Genomic DNA, 20,097 nt, shown 5'->3' on the forward strand with positions numbered 1-20,097 from the left:
TAATGTCTCTTTATTATTTTTAATCTTTTTTCTTTCCTAAAGATATATCATAATCATCTAGCGTTCCAATTATTTTAAGGTTTAGGTAGCGTGTTCTTCTTGTTTTATCTACTTTCATTATATCCTCTTCTCCATATACAGAATCTGCTTTCTTTTTGTTGCCAAAAACTTTATAAAGCGATGCCTTTTTAACTGTTTTCCAAGGTATTCTCAGGTAGTATTCGATATTGTGACTACTATCATGACTACCAGAAAATTCTATATGACCTAAAGTAGACTCAATAGTCATGTTCGGAATAACAACCTTACCTTTATCGATATCTATTTTATTTTGCAGCGTATCAAACTTAATTTTCTTTAGATTTTTGTCTCCAATATAATCAGAAAACATGGACATAGGCTCATAATCTTCAAGTCTTCCTTCTAATATCTTGACATTCATATGAATTTCTGATTGATCCAGGTCTGGTACCATATCCGGATATAATCGTACGTTACCTGTGATTTTTGATGTCAATTTACCATGTAAATTCTCAGATAGCACCTGATCTTGACCAAAATTCTCAAACTTATAAGCAAGTCTATCTATATCTACATTTTGCATAGTTAGATTAGGTTTAAAATAAATATGCTTAGGATCACTACCATTAAAATAACCCGAAAGTTTAAAATTTCCACCAGCAGAGTCAAGATGTAATGTATCTACATAAATAAAATGATCTTTTGTCATTCGCAATTTACCCGAAATATTTTTCAAATCAATTCTATGATACTTCATGCGCTTTACTTCGACATCTAATAGCATATCGGTAAAAGGTAACTCATATATATTAAAGGCTTCGGCATGAGATTTTACATCATCAAATTCATTTTCTACAACAACTTTATTTGGTGGTTCTGGATTAAACTTAAAAAGCGCATCAAAATCAATATAGCTAGATTTCAACATAAGCGAATTATTTTTACTTTTTTCGGCATCTTTACCTAGATGAAAATTTAAATCTGCCTCAAAGTTGGTGCTTCCTATTTTACCTTGTAAATCATTAACAACAAGTTGATCATTCTCAAATTGAAAATGGCCTCGGAAATCTTCAAAAGTATTAGGGTGTAATTGCATTTTTGCTTGCAACTTGTCTAGGTCTAAATCGATAGATTCTAAATTTGAAGCTTTGTAATGCATTGAAGCGTTAAGATGAATCTTTAGGTTTTTAAACATTTCATGTCTATACTCTTTCGGTACGTAATTCTCACCTTTATAAGTAAAAATGTCTTCAAGTTTTAATAATCCTGAGGCCATTGTAAAGTCTAAATCAACATCGCCATTTAGAGTCTCTTGCAACCAAAACCCATAATTATGTGCTAGTCCATTAAGATGAAAATCAGAATCGTCAATATAACCTGTAAAATCGACGATCTTCATGTCATTGTCATCAATAAGGACGTCAGCATGAAAGTCATGAAAATCATGAGGATAATGCTTTAGTTGTGCATACAGACTATCGATAAAAAATTCACCTTTAGGTAAATTCTTAAACTCTGTAAAATCTTTTGCAGAAGCTTTAAAAGACACTCCAGTTTTTAAATTTTGAATTTGCTCATTCATACCTAAACTATCTGCTTCAGAATATTCAGTTAGTTCAGCAATATCAATGAGTTTCGAGGTAATATCTAAATGCGTTTCAATAGTATCACTCGTATGATGAATAATAGCAGGAAAATTTGAAAGTGTACCTGTCATAGCTATATCAGACTTACCTAAAAGCATATCAAACTTATCAATCTGTGCTGTTTTTCCATTTATAACCAAATGCGCATCGAGTCGATCTAATGGCACCGCCAAATCATCAGAGGTAATGCTCAAATTACTCACTGTTAACTCAGTAAAATAAGATTGATCTAAATTATTTAAGGTTAATTCTGGTTCGTTCAAGTCTATAATATCATGAAAATTCATACTTAAGGCTATATTCCCAGATGTATTTTGAATGCTCTTAATATTAAAAAAGTCTGCTACAAATTTTATATTAAAATCGACATCTAATTGCGCGTTGATCTCTGGATGCTCGAAATTTTTGACGATTAAAGAACCTGTAAAATTTCCTCGTTCTAATTTTGCATTCATATTGGTTAAGGCCAACTCCATACTTGCTAAACTGCGATCTTCTCCATTTGTAAAATGGCCGTTAAAACCTAAATCACTTATCCGTCGTCTTTTTTGTGTGTTCTCGAGATAGGCCTTATCTGTTCCGAAGCTCGCCTTAATAAATGGCATTTTGTTATCTGTTATTGGACCATTTATAGTGGCATTAAAATAAATATCACCTGCGTTGTTATAACTTTCTAATACGGGGATAAGGTCATGTGGCGCAAATGCTATGAGCATATCAAAATTTGACTTAGCCCCCTTAACGGTAAGATCTAAATCCATATTTTCTTTAGTATCTAATAATCCCTCTAATTCAAAGTCAGCATGCTCCATGACCACATTAGTAGGTTGTATACTAAGCATCCCTGAGGACTCATTGTAGCTTAAGTCTGTATCAAATTCAAAATGCTTGTTCTTGATATACGTGGTATCACCATTTTTAATAAGATTAAGCTTAAACTCCGTGTCGATATGTGCTTCTATTTGTTCATTTTTAGTTTTAAAGCCGCCATTTGCCCAATAGATATAAGTTTCGACATCCATGTGATTAGATTCATCCAGTTTATGAATATCTAAATTTTTAAGTTTTATCTTCTTAAGATGAATATTTAGTGGTGTTTCACTATCTGAATTCTCACTATTAGTCTTTAAGGCATTTTCAAGGTTATTTGTGCCATCTTGATGCAGTACAAAATTGAAAAATCCTTCTTCTATTAAGAGTGACTGTATATCGTAATTTTGATTTAAAATATCCCACAAATTAAATCCCACATATATATCCTCTACCTGCATAATGATAGGAGAATCATGAGCTTTGGTTTCAAATATTTCTAAATCATCTATTTTAAATGATATATTGGGAAAATTATTAAAAAGAGATACATGGCTTTTACCAACTTTTATGAGTCCTTTGTAATCTGTATTTAATTGAGAGATTTGATTTTGCAGAATAGACTCCTGCTTAGTATAGACTAAGAATAATATGATACCTAAAATGAACATAGGAATTAAACCCAACAATGCAATGAGCCGCCATAATTTATTTCCCCTCAAAGCAAAATATTTCATATCACGCTAAGTTAAGTGCTGCTGAAAATTTATAGTCTACTGGTTTTGTCTAGCAACATATAATCAGCAAGAACCAATGCAGCCATAGCTTCAACAATAGGCACAGCGCGTGGTACTACACAGGGATCGTGTCTTCCTTTGCCTTGCATTTCTACAGTTTCTCCAGAGCTATTTATAGTGTACTGCTTTTGCAGCGTTGTCGCTACAGGCTTAAAGGCTACCCTAAAGTAAATATCCATACCGTTGGAAATACCTCCTTGTACACCGCCTGATAAGTTGGTCTGTGTACTACCATCTTTATTGAATTTATCATTGTGCTCACTACCTTTCATTCTGGCACCACAAAACCCGCTACCATATTCAAAACCCTTAACAGCGTTAATGGATAGCATCGCTTTTCCTAGTTCGGCATGCAATTTATCAAAAACAGGTTCTCCCAAACCAACTGGCACATTTTGCAACACACAAGTTATGGTACCACCAATGGTATCTCCTTGTTTCTTGACTTCCTGTACCTTGGCAATCATCTTTTCTGCAGAGGCTTCATCAGGGCAACGAATCACATTCGATTCAATCTTGGAGAAGTCTAAGTCTTGATAGGGCTTGTCCAAAAAAATATCGCCTACAGAAGATGTAAAGGCATTAATTTTTAAGTTATTCAACATCTGCTTGGCAACAGCACCTGCTACTACTCTACTGGCAGTTTCTCTTGCAGAACTTCGTCCGCCGCCTCTATAGTCGCGAACACCGTATTTTTTGTCATAGGTATAATCGGCATGACTAGGGCGATACACATCCTTTATATGCGAATAATCCTTTGATTTTTGATTGGTATTATGAATTACAAAGCCTATTGGTGTTCCTGTTGTCACACCCTCAAAAATACCAGAGTAAAATTCTACCGTGTCTGGTTCTTTACGCTGTGTTACAATTTTAGATTGTCCAGGTTTACGTCGATCCAGTTCATTTTGAATAGCTTCAAAATCTAGCTTTAAACCTGCTGGGCAACCATCTATAATGCCGCCAATAGCAGGACCATGTGATTCACCAAACGTCGTAAGTTTAAATAATTTTCCAAAGGAATTTCCTGCCATGAAATATAATTTATGCTAATGTAAATCTATTCTATCAGAAACAAAAATGCTTGTTTGGTTTTTGTAATGTTATATCAACGTTAAGAGATTTTTAAAGTACATAAATTCAGTAACATATTAATAACAGTTTACTGATATATAGATAATTATAGTATTACATTCAGTTAACAGTATAGTCGGTTATTTGCAAAACTTAATAGCATGTTTTGAATCTAAAACGAAAAGTAGAAATAGCCGTTGTTTCCGATGTACATCTTGGTACTTTTGGTTGCCATGCTAAACAACTATTAACATATCTAAATAGCATAGAGCCAAAAACATTAATTCTTAATGGCGATATTATTGATATTTGGCAATTTAAGAAACGATACTTTCCGAAATCGCATTTAAGTGTTATCAAAAAAGTTATGGATTTTGCAGCAAATGGCACTGAGGTTATCTATATTACTGGCAACCATGATGAGATGCTAAGAAAATTTACTGATACAGAAATTGGCAATATTTCAATAGTCAATAAAGCTGTATTGGACCTTGATGGCAAGAAAGCTTGGTTCTTCCATGGTGATGTTTTTGATATTTCTATTCAGAATGCAAAATGGTTAGCAAAGCTTGGTGGTTGGGGCTACGATCTCTTGATTCTTTTCAATCGTTTTGTTAACTGGAGCTTGGAAAAATTAGGTAAAGAGCGTTATTCCCTCTCCAAAAAAATTAAAAATAGTGTTAAGGGAGCTGTTAAATATGTCAGCGATTTCGAAACTGTTGCTACAGAATTAGCTATAGAAAATGGCTATGATTATGTGATTTGTGGCCATATTCACCAACCTAAGATGTTACGAAAAGAAACTAAAAAAGGCACAACAACCTATTTAAATTCTGGTGATTGGGTAGAAAACTTCACCGCATTAGAATATCAGTTTAAGCGCTGGAAGATATATAATTACAATAGTGATAAGCTCTCTCCCTTTTTTGCTGATGAAGATTTAAAGGATATGGATGTGAAGGACTTAATTGCAGCAATTACTATTGTTCAGAATCCTAAAAAAGAGAAATCAAATTAGGGCTTCTTTTAAAATGGTGACAGGGTGTTTAGCTACTTTACCTGTACCATCTTTTATTTGATGCCTACAGCTAGTGCCATTGGCCGCAATAATTGTGTCTTCTGAGGCTTTTCTTACCGCTGGAAACAAAGTTTGCTCTCCTATTTGCATACTAATATCATAATGGTTCTTCTCATAACCAAAACTACCAGCCATACCACAACAGCCACTAGGAATTATGGTGACTTTATAATTTTTGGGCAGGTTCATGATATCGAAACTCGACTTCTGATTGGATAGTGCTTTTTGATGACAATGCCCATGAAACTTAATGGTTCTTTCGGCTTTGGTAAATTGTTCTACTTTGATATGACCTAATTCTATTTCTTTCTGAATAAATTCCTCGATCAGAAAAGTATGCGTCGCAATGGATTGAGCCGCATCTTTGTCATCTGCCAGTTTTAAATATTCATCCTTAAATGTGAGTATGGCCGAAGGCTCTATTCCAACGAGATGGTGCTCTGAATTCACCTTATTTTTTAGATAGGCTACATTGGTATTTGCCAAAGCTTTTGCTTCTTTCAAAAACCCTTTAGAAATATAACTTCTTCCACTTTCTAAATTACTTAAAAATAGAACTTTATATCCTAATGAATTAAGTAAAACTTCAATATCTGTTGCAATATCAGATTCTAGATAATTGATAAATTCATCAACAAATAGATAGACTGTTTTAATAGGTTGTGTAACATGATTATTTTTAGCGACTTTTTCGAAAGACTTAGTGATTTTAGGAAAACTTCGTTTGGGATGAATACCTAAGGCTAACTTCAAATAACCTGCCACGAACTTGGTTCGAAACAAGGCATTAGACAAACCAGAGAACTTTGAAGCCATCTTGTTATATGTCGTAGAGTTAGCAAAGAACTTATCTTTAAAACTAAAACCGTTGGCGTTTTGATACTGATACTGAAACTCCGCCTTAAGACTAGCCACATCAACGCTACTTGGACATTCACTGGCGCAAGCCTTGCAGCTTAAGCATAAATCAAAAACCTGCTTCAATTCTTCATGATTAAACTTATTGGCTTTATCTGAATTAGTTAAATACTCACGCAGCGCATTGGCTCTGGCCCTTGTGGTATCTTTTTCGTTTCTAGTAGCACGATAACTAGGACACATTGTCCCCCCAAATTCTGGCAACTTTCTACAATCACCTGACCCATTACATTTTTCGACCTCCCTAAGAATACCTTGTGATGCTGAAAAATCCATGACTGTTTCAATTCGTGGTTCTGCCCTGTCGACTTCATAACGCAAGTTCTTATCCATAGGAAATGCCTCTACAATCTTACCTGGATTAAAAATACCACTAGGATCGAAAGCCGATTTAATGCGCTTTAAAATCTCATAATTGTCTTTACCTATCATCATTGGGATAAACTCAGCGCGCACAATGCCATCACCATGTTCCCCTGACATGGAGCCTTGATATTTTTTAACCAATTTTGCTACATCCGTAGTTATTTGTCTAAACTGTTTAACATCTTCGGAGCTTTTTAAATCCAGTATCGGTCTGAGGTGTAACTCTCCTGCGCCAGCATGCGCATAGTACACCGCTTTTTGATCGTATGTAGCCATTAAGGCTGTAAATTCCGAAATATAGTCATCTAAATCACCCAAAGCTACTGCAGTATCTTCAATACATGCTACAGCCTTTTTATCGCCAATCATATTACCCAAAAGGCCTAAGCCTGCTTTTCGCAATTCTAATGCTTTATCAATTTCGGCACCTTTTAGAACTGGTGCCGCATAACTTAGACCAAGCTGATTCACACTTTGCAAAACATCAGAAACATCACTATTAAGTTTTTCAGATGTTTCTGCTTTCAGTTCACACATCAAAATAGCAATAGGATGACCTTCGATAAAAAACCTATTGCTTTGTTGCGCTTTATTATGTTTCGTAAGATTAAGTATTGAATCGTCCATCATCTCGCAAGTATGGAGATGGTGTTGCATTAAAGGCCTTATGGCTTTCATGCAATTTTGAATACTTTCAAAATGTAAGGCTATCATAGCATTTTCAGCTGGAGGTAATTCATCCAATTGTAAGGTAATCTCAGTCGTAAATGCCAAAGTTCCCTCACTACCAGACAATAACTTACACATGTTGAAGTTTGAATCTGAACTAGAACATGAAGTCGAAAATACATCCGCTTTCAACAATTCATCAATGGCATAGCCTGTATTTCTGCGATGGATATCTGGTTTGGGAAAGTTATTGTGAATCTGCTCCTGAACAGCTTCAGATCTTAATTCTTCAAAAACGGTTCTATAAATATAGCCTTCAAGCGTTTCTAAATTTTGCTTCTGTTCAAATTCTTCCTTAGAAATGCTAGTGAATTCCACCTCACTTCCATCACTCAATATGGTCTTTAAACGTATCACCTTATCTCGTGTAACTCCATACTGAATAGAGGTTGTTCCAGATGAGTTATTACCAACCATTCCACCAATCATACAGCGGTTAGAGGTTGACGTATTCGGTCCAAAAAACAAACCAAAAGGCCTTAGGAAATTATTCAATTCATCTCGTACAACACCAGGCTGTACTGTTACCGTTTTTTCTGTTTCACTGACCCCAACGATCTTGTTAAAATATTTGGAAACATCTACCACTATGCCCTTTCCAACAACTTGTCCTGCTAAGGACGTGCCTGCTGTTCTAGGAATTAATGAGATGCCATTTTCAGCAGCAAATCTTATAAGTGCCTTTATGTCATGGACATCTTTCGGAAGAGCAACAGCAGTTGGCAACATTCTGTAAACCGAAGCGTCTGTAGCATAGAGTTTTAGCATTAAATCATCAAAATAAAGCTCACCATTAAGCTTAGATTTTAATTGTTGTAATACTCTATTTTGACTCATCTGATAGGATAAATATGCTCATAAAACTATAAAGAAAACCAATATAAAAATGGTTTTGGCGTTATTTTTGCAAAGATTATTGAAATCAATAAAAAAACGACATATTATGAGAAAATTAATTTTAGCAACATTTGCAATTTTTGTAGGATTCGCATTTACCAATGCACAAGAGATAGCCGATAACGCTATTGGGCTAAGAATTGGTGATGACGATGGCTTTGGTACGGAAATATCGTATCAACGTGCCCTAGGAGATAATAATAGATTAGAGGCGGATTTAGGTTGGCGAAGTGGCAACAATTATGACGGGTTTAAATTAACAGGGCTTTATCAATGGGTTTGGCAACTCGATGGTGATTTTAACTGGTATGCTGGCGCTGGTGGTGGTATAGCCACATACAGCGTAGATTTACCGGGAAATGATGACTTTGATGACACTTTCTTTTTTGTGGCTGGTGATATCGGGATTGAATACAGCTTTGATATTCCACTATTACTGTCGTTGGATTTTAGACCAGAGATTGGATTTGGAGATTTTAGAGACGATTTAGGCTTTGATATTGCTCTAGGTGTAAGATATCAATTCTAGAGAAAAATTTCAATCATTTATAAAGCCGCCTCCTGAGAGGTGGTTTTTTTAATTAGGTTGCTTCTCACTCAAATATTTCCAATATCGCTTGGGAACATGCCTAATATGTAATTTCATGTTTTTTCTTGATGCTATATTCGTGCTTTTAAAATAATCTTGCCATAATTTCTGAAACTCAAATTCTTGTTCTGTAAAATAATCTGAATCTGTTTTAGTGAAATCAAAACCTACAGGAAAATTCATGTTTACGATGTCAACCTTATCTAAATCATAAAACAATCCGTAACGTCTTTTAATATCATAAATGACCCATTTTTGATCTGCGTATCGTCGTTTAAAATGCTTTTGAATCAAGGGTAACACATTGAAATCTGGTTCTATATTAGCGAAATAAATATGATCCTTGGTTAATCTAAAACGCACAAAAGCTTCCATCCGATGCTTTTCTCTACCAACCATTTTGGCCATTTGAGCGACTTTTAAAATTGATGGATGTGAGTAATCCTTGTCCACCGCACGGTCTCGGGAAAATGCATATTGTATATAATCTAGCAAGGTATTCTCAATACCTGATTGTTCACTCAAAAATGCATAGTATAATTGGCACCGACCATGAGTCGAAAGTTTCGCTTTAAGCCCTTTCCATACGCGATTAGCCTTGGATTCTTCAGTAATAATGGTTTCATTATCCGAAAACAGCTCATTTTGTGCTGCAAATTCATTCTGAATATTAACATGTCCTGTTTTATGCTCAAACACATGGAACACCGCACTTAAGAAACCATCAAACGTGCCATCGTATGTTAGGTTTTTTTCTTGCATCTATCCAAATAAGCTTAACTGATTACTTAAACTTTTACGGTACTTACTCGTAGAATTCTGAAGAATAAAGCCTTTAATTTTTTCAGAGGTTAAATCACGACGTTCAAACTGATTGCTATTACATATTATAAAATACTGTGCCCTATTCAAGGCCACACCAATCTTTTTAAGGTGCTCCCAATTGAGGCGTCTAAAACGTCTAGCATTTATGATTTTATGTACGGATTTCATACCTAATCCGGGTATCCTGGCCAACATTCTTTTGTCGGCCATATTTATATCTACAGGGAATTCGTGTAAGTTTCTTAAAGCCCAACTTAATTTTGGATCAATATCCAAATCTAGGTTTTGATGGTGTCGATTCAAAATTTCACTTATATCAAAACCATAAAAACGCATCAGCCAGTCGGTTTGATAAAGTCTATTCTCACGGAGCATTGGCACATCACTTCCTATTTTTGGCAAACGATCGTCATAGCTAATTGGCACGTAACCCGAATAATAGACGCGCTTTAGATTAAAGTTTTTATAAAAGTGGTTTGAAGTCTGCATGATCTGAAAATCATTTTCACCACTTGCGCCAATAATCATCTGCGTACTCTGTCCAGCAGGAGCATATTTTGGTGTGCTTTTTATAATCTTCTTTTCTGCTTTATATTGAATAATTTCATTCTTTACCTTAACCATAGGCTTTATAAAATCCTCACGCTTTTTATCAGGCGCCAATCGTTTTAGTCCTGATGTTGTAGGAATTTCAATATTAACACTCAACCGATCGGCATAAAGACCGGCTTCGCGCATTAATTCGTCTGATGCACCAGGAATGGATTTTAAATGAATATAACCATTAAAGTTTTCTTCTAACCGCAATTTCTTAGCTACCGCTACCAAGCGCTCCATGGTATAGTCGGCACTCTTGAAAATCCCTGAACTCAGAAATAAGCCCTCTATATAATTCCGCCTATAAAAATTAATGGTAAGATCTACCACCTCTTGAACCTTAAATGCAGCACGCTTTATATCATTGCTCTTTCTTGTTACACAGTATGCACAATCAAAAATGCAGTAATTAGTCAGCAAAATTTTTAAAAGTGATACACAGCGACCATCTTCGGTGTAGGAATGACAAATTCCCATACCAGTAGCATCACCTAAACCTTTATTGATATTAGCTCGTTTACTTCCACTGCTGCTGCATGATACATCATATTTAGCCGCATCGGCAAGGATTTTAAGTTTTTCTTGAGTTCTCTGAAATGACATTTGGGGCTTTTTACAAATTTACTACAAAAAATAGTTAAACAATGCTACATTATATAGTAATAAGTAAAAATTTGGATATGAGTTTTGTGATAATCTTTTAAACTACAAGGATAAAATTTATGTAATTTTGCACATCTAAAATCATGTATAATTAAAAGATTACCGCTTTTGCGGCAAAACTATGAAAGACACTGCATTATCCTCTACTCATGAAGCGCTTGGTGCTAAAATGGTTCCTTTTGCTGGTTACAATATGCCTGTACAATACGAGGGCGTTAATATAGAACACGAAACCGTAAGACATGCTGTAGGTGTATTTGATGTGTCCCACATGGGTGAATTTTTGATAGAGGGTCCAAATGCCTTAGACTTAATTCAGAAAGTATCAAGTAATGATGCCTCTAAACTAGAAGTTGGAAAAGCACAGTATAGTTGCTTACCAAACGACGATGGTGGTATTGTAGACGATTTAATCATTTATAAAGTCAAGGAAGATAACTACCTCCTTGTGGTTAATGCTAGCAATATAGAAAAGGATTGGAATTGGATTTCATCCAAAAATGATGTTGGTGCTCACATGCGTGATTTAAGTGAAGACTATTCATTATTGGCCATACAAGGACCAAAGGCAGTGGAAGCTATGCAATCTTTATCGAGTCATGATCTATCTGCTATAAAATTCTACAACTTTGTCGTAGGTGATTTTGCAGGCATAGAACACGTTATTATTTCTGCCACTGGATATACGGGAAGTGGTGGTTTTGAAATCTATTGCAAAAATTCTGAGGTTAAGCAAATTTGGGACGAGGTTTTGAAAGCTGGTTCGGAATATGGTATTAAACCTATAGGCTTAGCAGCCAGAGACACATTACGATTAGAAATGGGTTATTGTTTGTATGGTAATGATATTGACGATAGCACCTCTCCTATCGAAGCCGGTTTAAGCTGGATTTGCAAATTCAACAAGAAATTTACCAATAGCGAAGCCTTAAAAGCAGAAAAAGAACGTACTCCTGAGCGTAAATTGGTCGCCTTTAAATTAGATGATCGTGGCATACCTCGCCAAGGTTATGATATTGTGGATACTAATGGAAACGTTATTGGCAATGTAACTTCGGGCACCATGAGTCCGAGTTTAGGTGTTGGCATAGGACTAGGTTATGTGCCAACCGTATTTGCGAAAGTTGATAGCAAAATCAATATTCAGGTTCGTAAAAAAGCGATACCAGCTACCGTTGTAAAATTACCATTCTATAAAGGCTAGTTTAGGAGAATCCGAACGATTAATGAAGGAGAGCAACAGCAAGCATCGTATACTTATTCTAGGAGCTAGTGGCTATATTGGGCACTCTATCTACAAGGAACTTGGTCCATATTTTAGAACTTTTGGGACCTATCGTACACCGCGAAAGGAGTTTGAGGCCAACAAGCAGTTTTTTCAATATAATGTCGAAGAGGATGATGTTTACGAGATTTTAGAAGCCTGCAAGCCAACCATCATTATCTCAACATTACGAGGAGACTTCAATGCACAGATTATAGCACACCAACATATTACCGAATATATTTTAGATACTGGTACTAAAGTCATCTTTCTATCCTCTGCCAATGCGTTTGACGCCTATAGTAAATATCCAAGTTATGAACTGGATAAAACCTTAAGTCATAGTGTTTATGGGCATTTTAAAATAAAAATTGAAAACATGCTTCTACGCTTGCCTAAAAAGCAAGTCGCCATATTGCGTCTGCCAATGGTATTTGGCGTCAATTGCCCTAGAATACAGGAAATAAAATCGCTTATTTCCGATAATGAAGCTGTGGAAATTTTTCCAAACTTAATCATGAATGTAACCTTAGATAAAAAGGTAACGCAACAGATCCATTATATCATTAACAGAAATAAGTACGGTGTTTTTCATTTGGGAAGCACGGATTTGGTCCATCACGATGAGTTCATTAAAGAAATTTTGGCATTTGTTTCAGAAAAGAAAGCACTTTTAAAGCATGTGTTCACCACAAACGATGATCGTTACTTAGCGGTATTACCAAAATACAATAAGCTACCCAAACATCTTCAAATTACAAGTCAAACGGTTTTGGAGGAGCTTCAAAAATAGTTTGCAATCACAGTATTTAATTTTCAGCATTCAGGATTAAAGCAAGGAAATATACTACACGTTAGTCTTTGAAATAGTTCTCGGTACGATTTTTTGATAAAAATTCACTCGAACTGGCCTTTTGGAAGCTCTTTTAATCTAAAATGGATTATTGGTAATAAGATCATATTTTTCTTGTTACGCTTGCGATGTTTTATTAATTTTAAATGTATCAAAATGCCATTATGAAATTAGACGACGCCACTATAGAAAAAAAATTGCTCCACTTTCCTGATTGGGAGTACCACAACAATGCAATCCATGCCGAATTTGAGTTCGACAATTTTAAGGATTGCTTTAGTGCCATGAGCCGCATTGCTTTTGAGTGTGAAGCGCAGAATCATCATCCCGACTGGACCAATGTTTATAACATCTTAAAAATATCCTTATCGACACATGATGCTGATGGTGTAACCAACAAGGATTTTAAGCTAGCAGAAGCCATTGAGACTATAGTAGAAGTTGAGGAATAAGGTTCCTTTTGTCCTTGGGGCATTTGCCCCATTAGGAAAAAACTAGTAGTCTGAGATAGATTTATAAAACTCCAATATTTTACTAAATTTGCGAGACCTAACTTTAGGCAATTTAAATACATAATAACTTAGTAACTTCAATCTATGGGAAGAGCTTTTGAATTTAGAAAAGCAAGAAAAATGAAACGTTGGTCTGCCATGAGCAAGGCCTTTACGCGTATCGGCAAGGACATTGTTATGGCCGTAAAGGAAGGTGGTCCAGATCCGGATAGTAACTCGAGATTAAGAGCAGTGATACAGAATGCTAAGTCTGTAAACATGCCAAAGGATAATATAGAACGTGCCATAAAGCGCGCAAGTGATAAGAATCAAGGTGATTACAAGGAGGTACTTTTTGAGGGCTATGCGCAACACGGTATTGCTGTACTCATAGAAACTGCCACAGACAATAATACACGTACTGTTGCCAACGTGCGCTCTTATTTTAATAAATGTGATGGGAGCTTAGGTACCTCAGGATCCGTAGTATTTATGTTTGACCATACCTGTAACTTTAAAATTAAAGGCGACGATTTAGATTTAGAAGAATTAGAGTTAGAGCTTATAGATTTTGGCGTTGAGGAGATTTTTGAGGATACGGACGAAAATGAGGCAGGTGAAGAAGAAACGAGTGTGATGATCTATGCACCGTTCGAAAGTTTTGGCAGCATTCAAAAGTATTTGGAGGACAATAACATTGACATTGTTTCTTCTGGATTTGAACGTATTCCTCAGGTCACCAAAAAGCTAACACCAGAACAGGTTGAAGATGTCGAGAAGCTTATTGAAAGGCTGGAAGAAGATGATGACGTGCAGAACGTGTATCATACTATGGAAGAAACTACTGAATAAATTTCTATGTAATAGTTAGAGAGGGCTTGTGCCCTCTTTTTTATTTTAAATAAAAAATGAAACCAACACTAGCCTTTTTAGTACTAGTATTTACAACTATAGCTTATTGCCAAGATGCATTTGTATTTAATGAAAATGGCATAACACCAGGACATATAATATTTAAAGTTGACAGTGCCCCTAAAGCAGCTTTGTACGCCAAAACACTTCTATGGATAAAAAATACTGATGCTGTTGTTGATGTGTATGCAGAAAATGACTTTATTCAACTTACAGGCACTACAACTAATTCTATAAATGAAGGTAAACGGTATTTCCACATGAAATACGTCATTAAGATTAGCTTTGAGAATGAAACCTACAAGTTTGAACTTTTGGAGATCCAATTAAAGGCAAATAGCAAATATGATATGGGCTGGATGGATTTTAACCTTAAAGACGGCAGTCCATTCTTTAAAAAAGGTAAGGTAATAAAGAAGTTAAGGTCTTATGTAATTGATATTCCAAAAATATTAAATGAGTTAAATACAAATCTTTATAATTACTTAATTGCAGAAGAAGATTGATGTTTTAAAGTATAATGACATTTATGGCCCATTGCGTCTTGAATTACCTACTCTGAAATTCCCAGCTGCTGGACAATAGGTTCCTCGCTTTTTGCTATCTTAGTCTCTACGCAACGAAACCATAGCCAAAACCGTTGTAATTCATTATGACCAACCATTAAGATTCCCGCTTTCTCGGGAAATAGAATATGATAAAATTCTTTAGAAAAATTAGACAAAATTTACTTTCAGAGGGAAAAACTGGAAAGTATTTCAAATATGCTTTTGGAGAAATTATACTTGTAGTCATTGGTATTCTAATTGCGCTTCAGATTAATAATTGGAATGAAAACAGAAAAAACAAGATTACTGAAGCTGATTATTACTGTAGGATTTTAGATGACTTTGAACTCAATGAGAAGTTAATTGATAAAAATTATGCGCTAACAACCAACAGAATAAAACTCACCAAAGAGCTTATAATAGATTTAAACAACATACCAAATGATAGGAGTATAATTCTGAACAAATTTACTGCTGCTTTAAGACACGATGTTTCTGCACCCAGTAACATTACTTTTGAAGATTTAACATCTTCGGGACAGCTAAAACTGTTATCAGATATTAAATTAAAGAATAGACTGATTGAGTACAGTACATTTTTGAACAATACTTTAAATCTACTAAAAGAAAATCGGAATGAAGTTGTTAAAAGATATACAGATTTTGAGCTTATAACTGAATTAGGGTATCAAGATATTGAATATATGAAAAAGGAGCTTGATAAGGAACATATTGCTTTATTGCCAAACACTAATTGGACCAACGATCCTACTCACCCATATTTCATAAAATTTCAAGACAACCTCGTTTTTATTTTAGGTATGCAAATTAGGCAGAGACAACATTTGTCTAATTTAAGACAAGAATTACAGGAACCCATAGAACTATTAAAAGACAAAAAGTGTAAGTAACCATGCACAAACAAGTTGTGCGTCATACGAAAAAGGAACAACAGCATTATAGAAAACGCGAAAACGGAATAAAACAAATACTAAATAAGCAGAATTATGAAAAATTCAACCAACCGACTGACTTTATTTGCAACACTTTTTGTATTAACTTTTGGAATTCAAAGTTGTGACCAAAAACAAAGAAAAGAAACCAAGGAGATTGAAAAAGAAGCAAAAGTTGAATCCGAAAAACCTGAATACTTTCTGTTACGACCTGAAGTTGAAAAAGCTTACGGGTATTCCCACGCTGTGAAAATTGGAAATAGCATTAAAATTTCAGGAGCTGTAAGTATGGACGATGCAGGAAATCCAGCTGCTGTTGGCGATATAGAACAGCAAATGAAAAACTGTTATGCTGACTTGGAAAAAATATTAAAACATTATGGTTGCACGTTTGACGATGTTATAAAAGAAGACATTTTTACAACTGATATGGCACAAATGCTGGAAAAATCGGCATATCGAGCTGAAATTTATAAAAACGGATTTCCAACTGGTTCTTGGCTTGAAGTAAAAGGATTAGCATTGCCAGAATTTATGGTTGAAATCGAACTGGAAGTACATAAATCGGAATAAAAAGTACGAACACACAACAATGTATGACCTGAATTACGGCGGATTCGACTACGTTCGAATCCACTCGGAATTGCTAAAGTATATGCTAAACCGAAAAACAATAACTTTAAACCCGTAACTGACGGTTATACAAAACAGTTATGGAGTATTAAAAATGAAGAAAATTAAGATTCTATATTTACTGATAGTAGTTTGTACTGATTGCGGTCAAAACAATACCTCAAATAATAAAACAGACGAAAAACTGGAGAAAGACTCCTTGACTGCCTTAGTAAAGCCAGAAGTAAATGGAGAATTTGCAATCTATGAACATGATTTGTCAATGTATAACGAAAAGTATTTAATGCGAATTACCCCTTCTGTGGATTCTATTAATAGCAAATATGAATCCTATATTCTCTTGACTAAAAAAACTGACACTATTTTCAATAAGAGAATAAATATAGATTCATTAGGGCAGACTATAATAAAGCATAAAATATTTGCAGACAGTACTGAACACTCTAAAATTACTACTGATTACGAACTTAGAAGAATAGTATACCATGGAGTAAGAACGAATAACTTGTATTTCGAAGCTGATATAGCATCAACAGTAGGAACAAAGGATTTAAAAGTTCTATTTCAACTTTCGTATTTATACAAAGGAGAAATAGGAAAATTGTTTGTAAACGGATTTAGTGAAAAAGGCTGGGAAAACAATACTGGAGAAATTGACAATAAAAAGAATAGAATAATAATAAATCCATAACAATATTTATAGTGCATAGCACCCTTCCGGATACTACGACACCATACAAGGACCGTTACTTGCAAGCTGAATAAAAATGAAAGAAATAGAAAACACAAACGAAAACATCAAACTTTATTCATCAAAAGCAATCGGTGGAGCAACTTTTTTGGGTGGGCCTTTAGCGGCTGGATATATGATTAGTGAAAATTTCAAAGCATTAGATAAACCAGATGATGGTAGAAAATCATTAATAATTGGGATTGCTACAACAATAGTTCTTTTTGGTGGAATGGTTATGCTACCTGAAAGAATAATTGATAAAATTCCAAGGCAATTAATTCCACTAATATATACTGGAATTATATGGGGAATTGTTGAATGGACACAAGGAGACGTATTAAAAGCGCATAAAGAAAATGGCAATTCATTCTTCTCTGGCTGGAAAGCTGCTGCAATAGGACTGATATCACTTATAATAATCGGTATTGGGATATTTGGATATGTATACATAGAATCTAATAATCCTGCTTACAAAATTTATGACACGAAAATTGCTGAATTCTCAAAAAACGAAAGTGAATCATTGACTTTTTATGACAATATTAATTTTAAAAGTAACTCAACCTTGTTATCGGAATTAGATAATAAAGTGATTCCAAAATGGGAAAGGAATATCCAACTAATTAATGAATTAGAGAACATAGATGGTTTACCATCTGATTTATTAGACCAAAATAAAACTTTATTAACATATTCGGAATTGAGACTTGAAGCATTTTTATTAATCAAAAAAGCAATTTCTGAAGATACAGGCAAATATGATACTCAACTGAATATGTTGAATATCAAAATTGAGAATGAATTGAATAAACTGAATTAAAGCGAGCAGGTAACAACGTGTATAGTTAATTGCGCTGAATCGATTAATAGAAAGATTATTTCCGACATTTCATTATCTTAGTTTCTTTAGAAAAATCGAACTAGCTCAGCTAATCACTTTTTCCCCACTGCGAATTTTCGCCTTAAAAGGCTCATCTGAAGATAAAAGATCCAGCTGAAATTCGCAACGAAACCATAGCCCAACCGTTGTGCTCAATTATGAAAAAACTCAATATGAAATTCATTCAGATTATAGTACTTATTTCAATTTTACTTGTTGGGTGCTCTAAACAGGACAAAAAACAATCAACAATAGATGAATTAAACAAAACACCTGAAGTTCTTGTAGGAACAGAAAGTAGAGTTTTAAGTTCATATCGATATGATGGGAATATCATTGACAACCTTTACAAAGAAGCACTTAGTAAAAATCAAAACCTGGAAGAATTAAATGACCGTATCGAAGAAATCTCTTCAGACAGTTTATCAGACAAAACAAAAGACTATTTAAAATATAGAAGTGTCAATAAAAGATATTGGACTTCGGCAAAAAGTTATGCTAATAACTTAAATGATAGCCTTTGGAAAGTTGAAATGCTTGATATAATTGAAAAGTTAGAATCGAGCTATGAAAAAAGAGTTACAAATCATGAAAGCAGAATTGATTCAATTGAGGCACTTAAATCGACTTTAAAAGATAAACTTATTCTATTGAAATTATTCATTACTGAACCTATGATACATAATTATCAGTCTAATGAATTACCTAATGTTGAGCAACTGGAATCGCTAATAAAAGATTACAAAAAAGCAATTGAGGATTCAAAGGAATATATTAAAATCAATAAATAACTGCACACAACAATGGCTATAAGTAATTGCTTGTTCTCGCCTACTTCTGAAAATTGATACTCACAGTTCACTACGTTCATGTCTATTCGGTTTGTATTTGCTAAATTAGTTGCCGAAACAAGCAACGAAATCATGAACAAACACCTTGCCAACAAGCCGACTAAAAAACCTCTAAATTGAAAATTAAACAGAACTATTTAAAAGGGAAATCCGTTTTCATAGTTTCATTAATCGTAATCGGAATTACAATTCTGACAGTTTATCTAACTGGAATAAATTACAACCGAAGTCTGACTTCCAATCTCTATTTGTCACTCGGAATAATTGCAACAGCCCTATTCCTTTTTATGACTTATGGACTTTATACTGGAATTGGACTGATTGACAACTTTCCAAAATTTCGGAATTTTAAAAGAGGCGACATAATGGGAAATGCTTCACCGACTTTCGACACGCCTTCAATTGAAGTTGGAGACGGAATTGGTGGACTAATTTTATCAATACTACTATGGATTGGAATGACAATTTTAATAATTGTGTTATTACTCGTCTTGGAAGCTGTATTTTGGTTTTCACTATTTATAATTTTAGCAATGTTGTATTGGATTTTCTTTAGAGCATTAAAGTTTGTTTTTAATAAATCAAAAGGTACGAAAGGAGATATTGGAATTTCAGCAGTTTACTCGCTGACATATACTCTACTCTATGTTGGTTGGATTTTCGGAATCGTTTATCTGACTGATATAATAAAATAAAGCCTGTTGGCAACAACGCATATAGCACATGCCTCTTTAGACACCAAAAATTTATCTATCTTTAAACTAGATAAATTTCGTGTATGTCACTCAACCGATGAACGGCACGTGCCATATGCGAGGACATTGTGCTTCATTATCAGAAACCAATAAGATTCCCGCTTTCTCGGGAAATAGAATATGATAAAATTCTTTAGATTATTGAAACACAATTCTGCAAAGCAAAATCGAATGTCCTGTGGACATTTGGTTGAGATAGCCGCTTGCGGACAAT

Annotated in this window: 18 protein-coding genes; 13 read left to right on the top strand and 5 right to left on the bottom strand. The window is 34.6% G+C overall.

The annotated features are described in order from the left end of the window. Nucleotides 1-19: 19 nt before the first annotated feature. On the bottom strand, nt 20-3,214 hold the full coding sequence (locus H7F21_RS08625) for an AsmA-like C-terminal region-containing protein (protein ID WP_246431449.1): 3,195 nt from the start codon (nt 3,212-3,214) through the stop codon (nt 20-22). A 29-nt stretch (nt 3,215-3,243) separates the two neighbouring features. Beyond that, nucleotides 3,244-4,308: a chorismate synthase gene (gene aroC / locus H7F21_RS08630; protein ID WP_185788866.1), complete on the bottom strand. Its 1,065-nt coding sequence runs from the start codon at nt 4,306-4,308 to the stop codon at nt 3,244-3,246. 206 nt (nt 4,309-4,514) lie between these two features. Here aroC and H7F21_RS08635 point away from each other — a divergent pair, with 206 nt between their 5' ends. Then, nucleotides 4,515-5,366: a UDP-2,3-diacylglucosamine diphosphatase gene (locus tag H7F21_RS08635; RefSeq protein ID WP_185788867.1), complete on the top strand. Its 852-nt coding sequence runs from the start codon at nt 4,515-4,517 to the stop codon at nt 5,364-5,366. Here the strand turns inward: H7F21_RS08635 and H7F21_RS08640 are convergent. After that, nucleotides 5,358-8,276, bottom strand: coding sequence for an FAD-binding and (Fe-S)-binding domain-containing protein (locus tag H7F21_RS08640; RefSeq protein ID WP_185788868.1), 2,919 nt, complete (start codon nt 8,274-8,276; stop codon nt 5,358-5,360). The two genes, H7F21_RS08635 and H7F21_RS08640, sit on opposite strands and share 9 nt — an antisense overlap. 106 nt (nt 8,277-8,382) lie before the next feature. On the opposite strand from H7F21_RS08640, the gene H7F21_RS08645 reads away from it, so the two are divergent. Continuing rightward, entirely contained in the window at nt 8,383-8,865 is a 483-nt protein-coding gene (locus H7F21_RS08645; protein ID WP_185788869.1) for a hypothetical protein, read from the top strand. A gap of 48 nt (nt 8,866-8,913) precedes the next feature. Here the strand turns inward: H7F21_RS08645 and H7F21_RS08650 are convergent, their stop codons facing one another. Together H7F21_RS08650 and H7F21_RS08655 are read right to left on the bottom strand one after the other, a co-directional pair. After that, nucleotides 8,914-9,687 (bottom strand): TIGR03915 family putative DNA repair protein, encoded by a 774-nt coding sequence (locus H7F21_RS08650; protein WP_185788870.1) that lies wholly within the window; start codon nt 9,685-9,687, stop codon nt 8,914-8,916. Continuing rightward, nucleotides 9,688-10,950, bottom strand: coding sequence for a putative DNA modification/repair radical SAM protein (locus tag H7F21_RS08655; protein WP_185788871.1), 1,263 nt, complete (start codon nt 10,948-10,950; stop codon nt 9,688-9,690). 181 nt (nt 10,951-11,131) lie between these two features. Here H7F21_RS08655 and gcvT point away from each other — a divergent pair, with 181 nt between their 5' ends. From gcvT to H7F21_RS08710, 11 genes are all read left to right on the top strand, one after another. Beyond that, a complete protein-coding gene (gene gcvT, locus H7F21_RS08660; protein WP_185788872.1) occupies nt 11,132-12,214 on the top strand; it encodes a glycine cleavage system aminomethyltransferase GcvT in 1,083 nt (360 codons plus the stop codon). 22 nt (nt 12,215-12,236) lie between these two features. Further along, a complete protein-coding gene (locus H7F21_RS08665; RefSeq protein ID WP_185788873.1) occupies nt 12,237-13,067 on the top strand; it encodes a sugar nucleotide-binding protein in 831 nt (276 codons plus the stop codon). 224 nt (nt 13,068-13,291) lie between these two features. Further along, entirely contained in the window at nt 13,292-13,579 is a 288-nt protein-coding gene (locus tag H7F21_RS08670) for a 4a-hydroxytetrahydrobiopterin dehydratase (protein ID WP_185788874.1), read from the top strand. Nucleotides 13,580-13,723: 144 nt separating this feature from the next. Next, nucleotides 13,724-14,470: a YebC/PmpR family DNA-binding transcriptional regulator gene (locus tag H7F21_RS08675; RefSeq protein ID WP_185788875.1), complete on the top strand. Its 747-nt coding sequence runs from the start codon at nt 13,724-13,726 to the stop codon at nt 14,468-14,470. Nucleotides 14,471-14,526: 56 nt separating this feature from the next. Next, nucleotides 14,527-15,036: a hypothetical protein gene (locus tag H7F21_RS08680; protein WP_185788876.1), complete on the top strand. Its 510-nt coding sequence runs from the start codon at nt 14,527-14,529 to the stop codon at nt 15,034-15,036. A 188-nt stretch (nt 15,037-15,224) separates the two neighbouring features. Then, nucleotides 15,225-15,989, top strand: coding sequence for a DUF6090 family protein (locus H7F21_RS08685; RefSeq protein WP_185788877.1), 765 nt, complete (start codon nt 15,225-15,227; stop codon nt 15,987-15,989). Nucleotides 15,990-16,085: 96 nt separating this feature from the next. Beyond that, nucleotides 16,086-16,604 (top strand): RidA family protein, encoded by a 519-nt coding sequence (locus H7F21_RS08690; RefSeq protein WP_185788878.1) that lies wholly within the window; start codon nt 16,086-16,088, stop codon nt 16,602-16,604. A 154-nt stretch (nt 16,605-16,758) separates the two neighbouring features. After that, nucleotides 16,759-17,355, top strand: coding sequence for a hypothetical protein (locus tag H7F21_RS08695; protein ID WP_185788879.1), 597 nt, complete (start codon nt 16,759-16,761; stop codon nt 17,353-17,355). Between the two features lie 76 nt (nt 17,356-17,431). Beyond that, on the top strand, nt 17,432-18,217 hold the full coding sequence (locus tag H7F21_RS08700; protein ID WP_185788880.1) for a hypothetical protein: 786 nt from the start codon (nt 17,432-17,434) through the stop codon (nt 18,215-18,217). Nucleotides 18,218-18,435: 218 nt separating this feature from the next. After that, nucleotides 18,436-19,068, top strand: coding sequence for a hypothetical protein (locus H7F21_RS08705; protein ID WP_185788881.1), 633 nt, complete (start codon nt 18,436-18,438; stop codon nt 19,066-19,068). Between the two features lie 176 nt (nt 19,069-19,244). Beyond that, on the top strand, nt 19,245-19,823 hold the full coding sequence (locus tag H7F21_RS08710; RefSeq protein WP_185788882.1) for a hypothetical protein: 579 nt from the start codon (nt 19,245-19,247) through the stop codon (nt 19,821-19,823). Nucleotides 19,824-20,097: the final 274 nt, after the last annotated feature.

The organism is Winogradskyella flava (assembly GCF_014243395.1).
GTDB lineage: Bacteria > Bacteroidota > Bacteroidia > Flavobacteriales > Flavobacteriaceae > Winogradskyella > Winogradskyella flava.

What these genes read in the sequence shown, in the direction of transcription:
- aroC (WP_185788866.1), bottom strand. Translation starts at nt 4,308, where the DNA reads ATGGCAGGAAATTCCTTTGGAAAATTATTTAAACTTACGACGTTTGGT.
- H7F21_RS08680 (WP_185788876.1), top strand. Translation starts at nt 14,527, where the DNA reads ATGAAACCAACACTAGCCTTTTTAGTACTAGTATTTACAACTATAGCT.
- H7F21_RS08640 (WP_185788868.1), bottom strand. Translation starts at nt 8,276, where the DNA reads ATGAGTCAAAATAGAGTATTACAACAATTAAAATCTAAGCTTAATGGT.
- H7F21_RS08670 (WP_185788874.1), top strand. Translation starts at nt 13,292, where the DNA reads ATGAAATTAGACGACGCCACTATAGAAAAAAAATTGCTCCACTTTCCT.
- H7F21_RS08675 (WP_185788875.1), top strand. Translation starts at nt 13,724, where the DNA reads ATGGGAAGAGCTTTTGAATTTAGAAAAGCAAGAAAAATGAAACGTTGG.
- H7F21_RS08650 (WP_185788870.1), bottom strand. Translation starts at nt 9,687, where the DNA reads ATGCAAGAAAAAAACCTAACATACGATGGCACGTTTGATGGTTTCTTA.
- gcvT (WP_185788872.1), top strand. Translation starts at nt 11,132, where the DNA reads ATGAAAGACACTGCATTATCCTCTACTCATGAAGCGCTTGGTGCTAAA.
- H7F21_RS08705 (WP_185788881.1), top strand. Translation starts at nt 18,436, where the DNA reads ATGAAAAAACTCAATATGAAATTCATTCAGATTATAGTACTTATTTCA.
- H7F21_RS08655 (WP_185788871.1), bottom strand. Translation starts at nt 10,950, where the DNA reads ATGTCATTTCAGAGAACTCAAGAAAAACTTAAAATCCTTGCCGATGCG.
- H7F21_RS08625 (WP_246431449.1), bottom strand. Translation starts at nt 3,214, where the DNA reads ATGAAATATTTTGCTTTGAGGGGAAATAAATTATGGCGGCTCATTGCA.
- H7F21_RS08685 (WP_185788877.1), top strand. Translation starts at nt 15,225, where the DNA reads ATGATAAAATTCTTTAGAAAAATTAGACAAAATTTACTTTCAGAGGGA.
- H7F21_RS08690 (WP_185788878.1), top strand. Translation starts at nt 16,086, where the DNA reads ATGAAAAATTCAACCAACCGACTGACTTTATTTGCAACACTTTTTGTA.
- H7F21_RS08695 (WP_185788879.1), top strand. Translation starts at nt 16,759, where the DNA reads ATGAAGAAAATTAAGATTCTATATTTACTGATAGTAGTTTGTACTGAT.
- H7F21_RS08665 (WP_185788873.1), top strand. Translation starts at nt 12,237, where the DNA reads ATGAAGGAGAGCAACAGCAAGCATCGTATACTTATTCTAGGAGCTAGT.
- H7F21_RS08645 (WP_185788869.1), top strand. Translation starts at nt 8,383, where the DNA reads ATGAGAAAATTAATTTTAGCAACATTTGCAATTTTTGTAGGATTCGCA.
- H7F21_RS08700 (WP_185788880.1), top strand. Translation starts at nt 17,432, where the DNA reads ATGAAAGAAATAGAAAACACAAACGAAAACATCAAACTTTATTCATCA.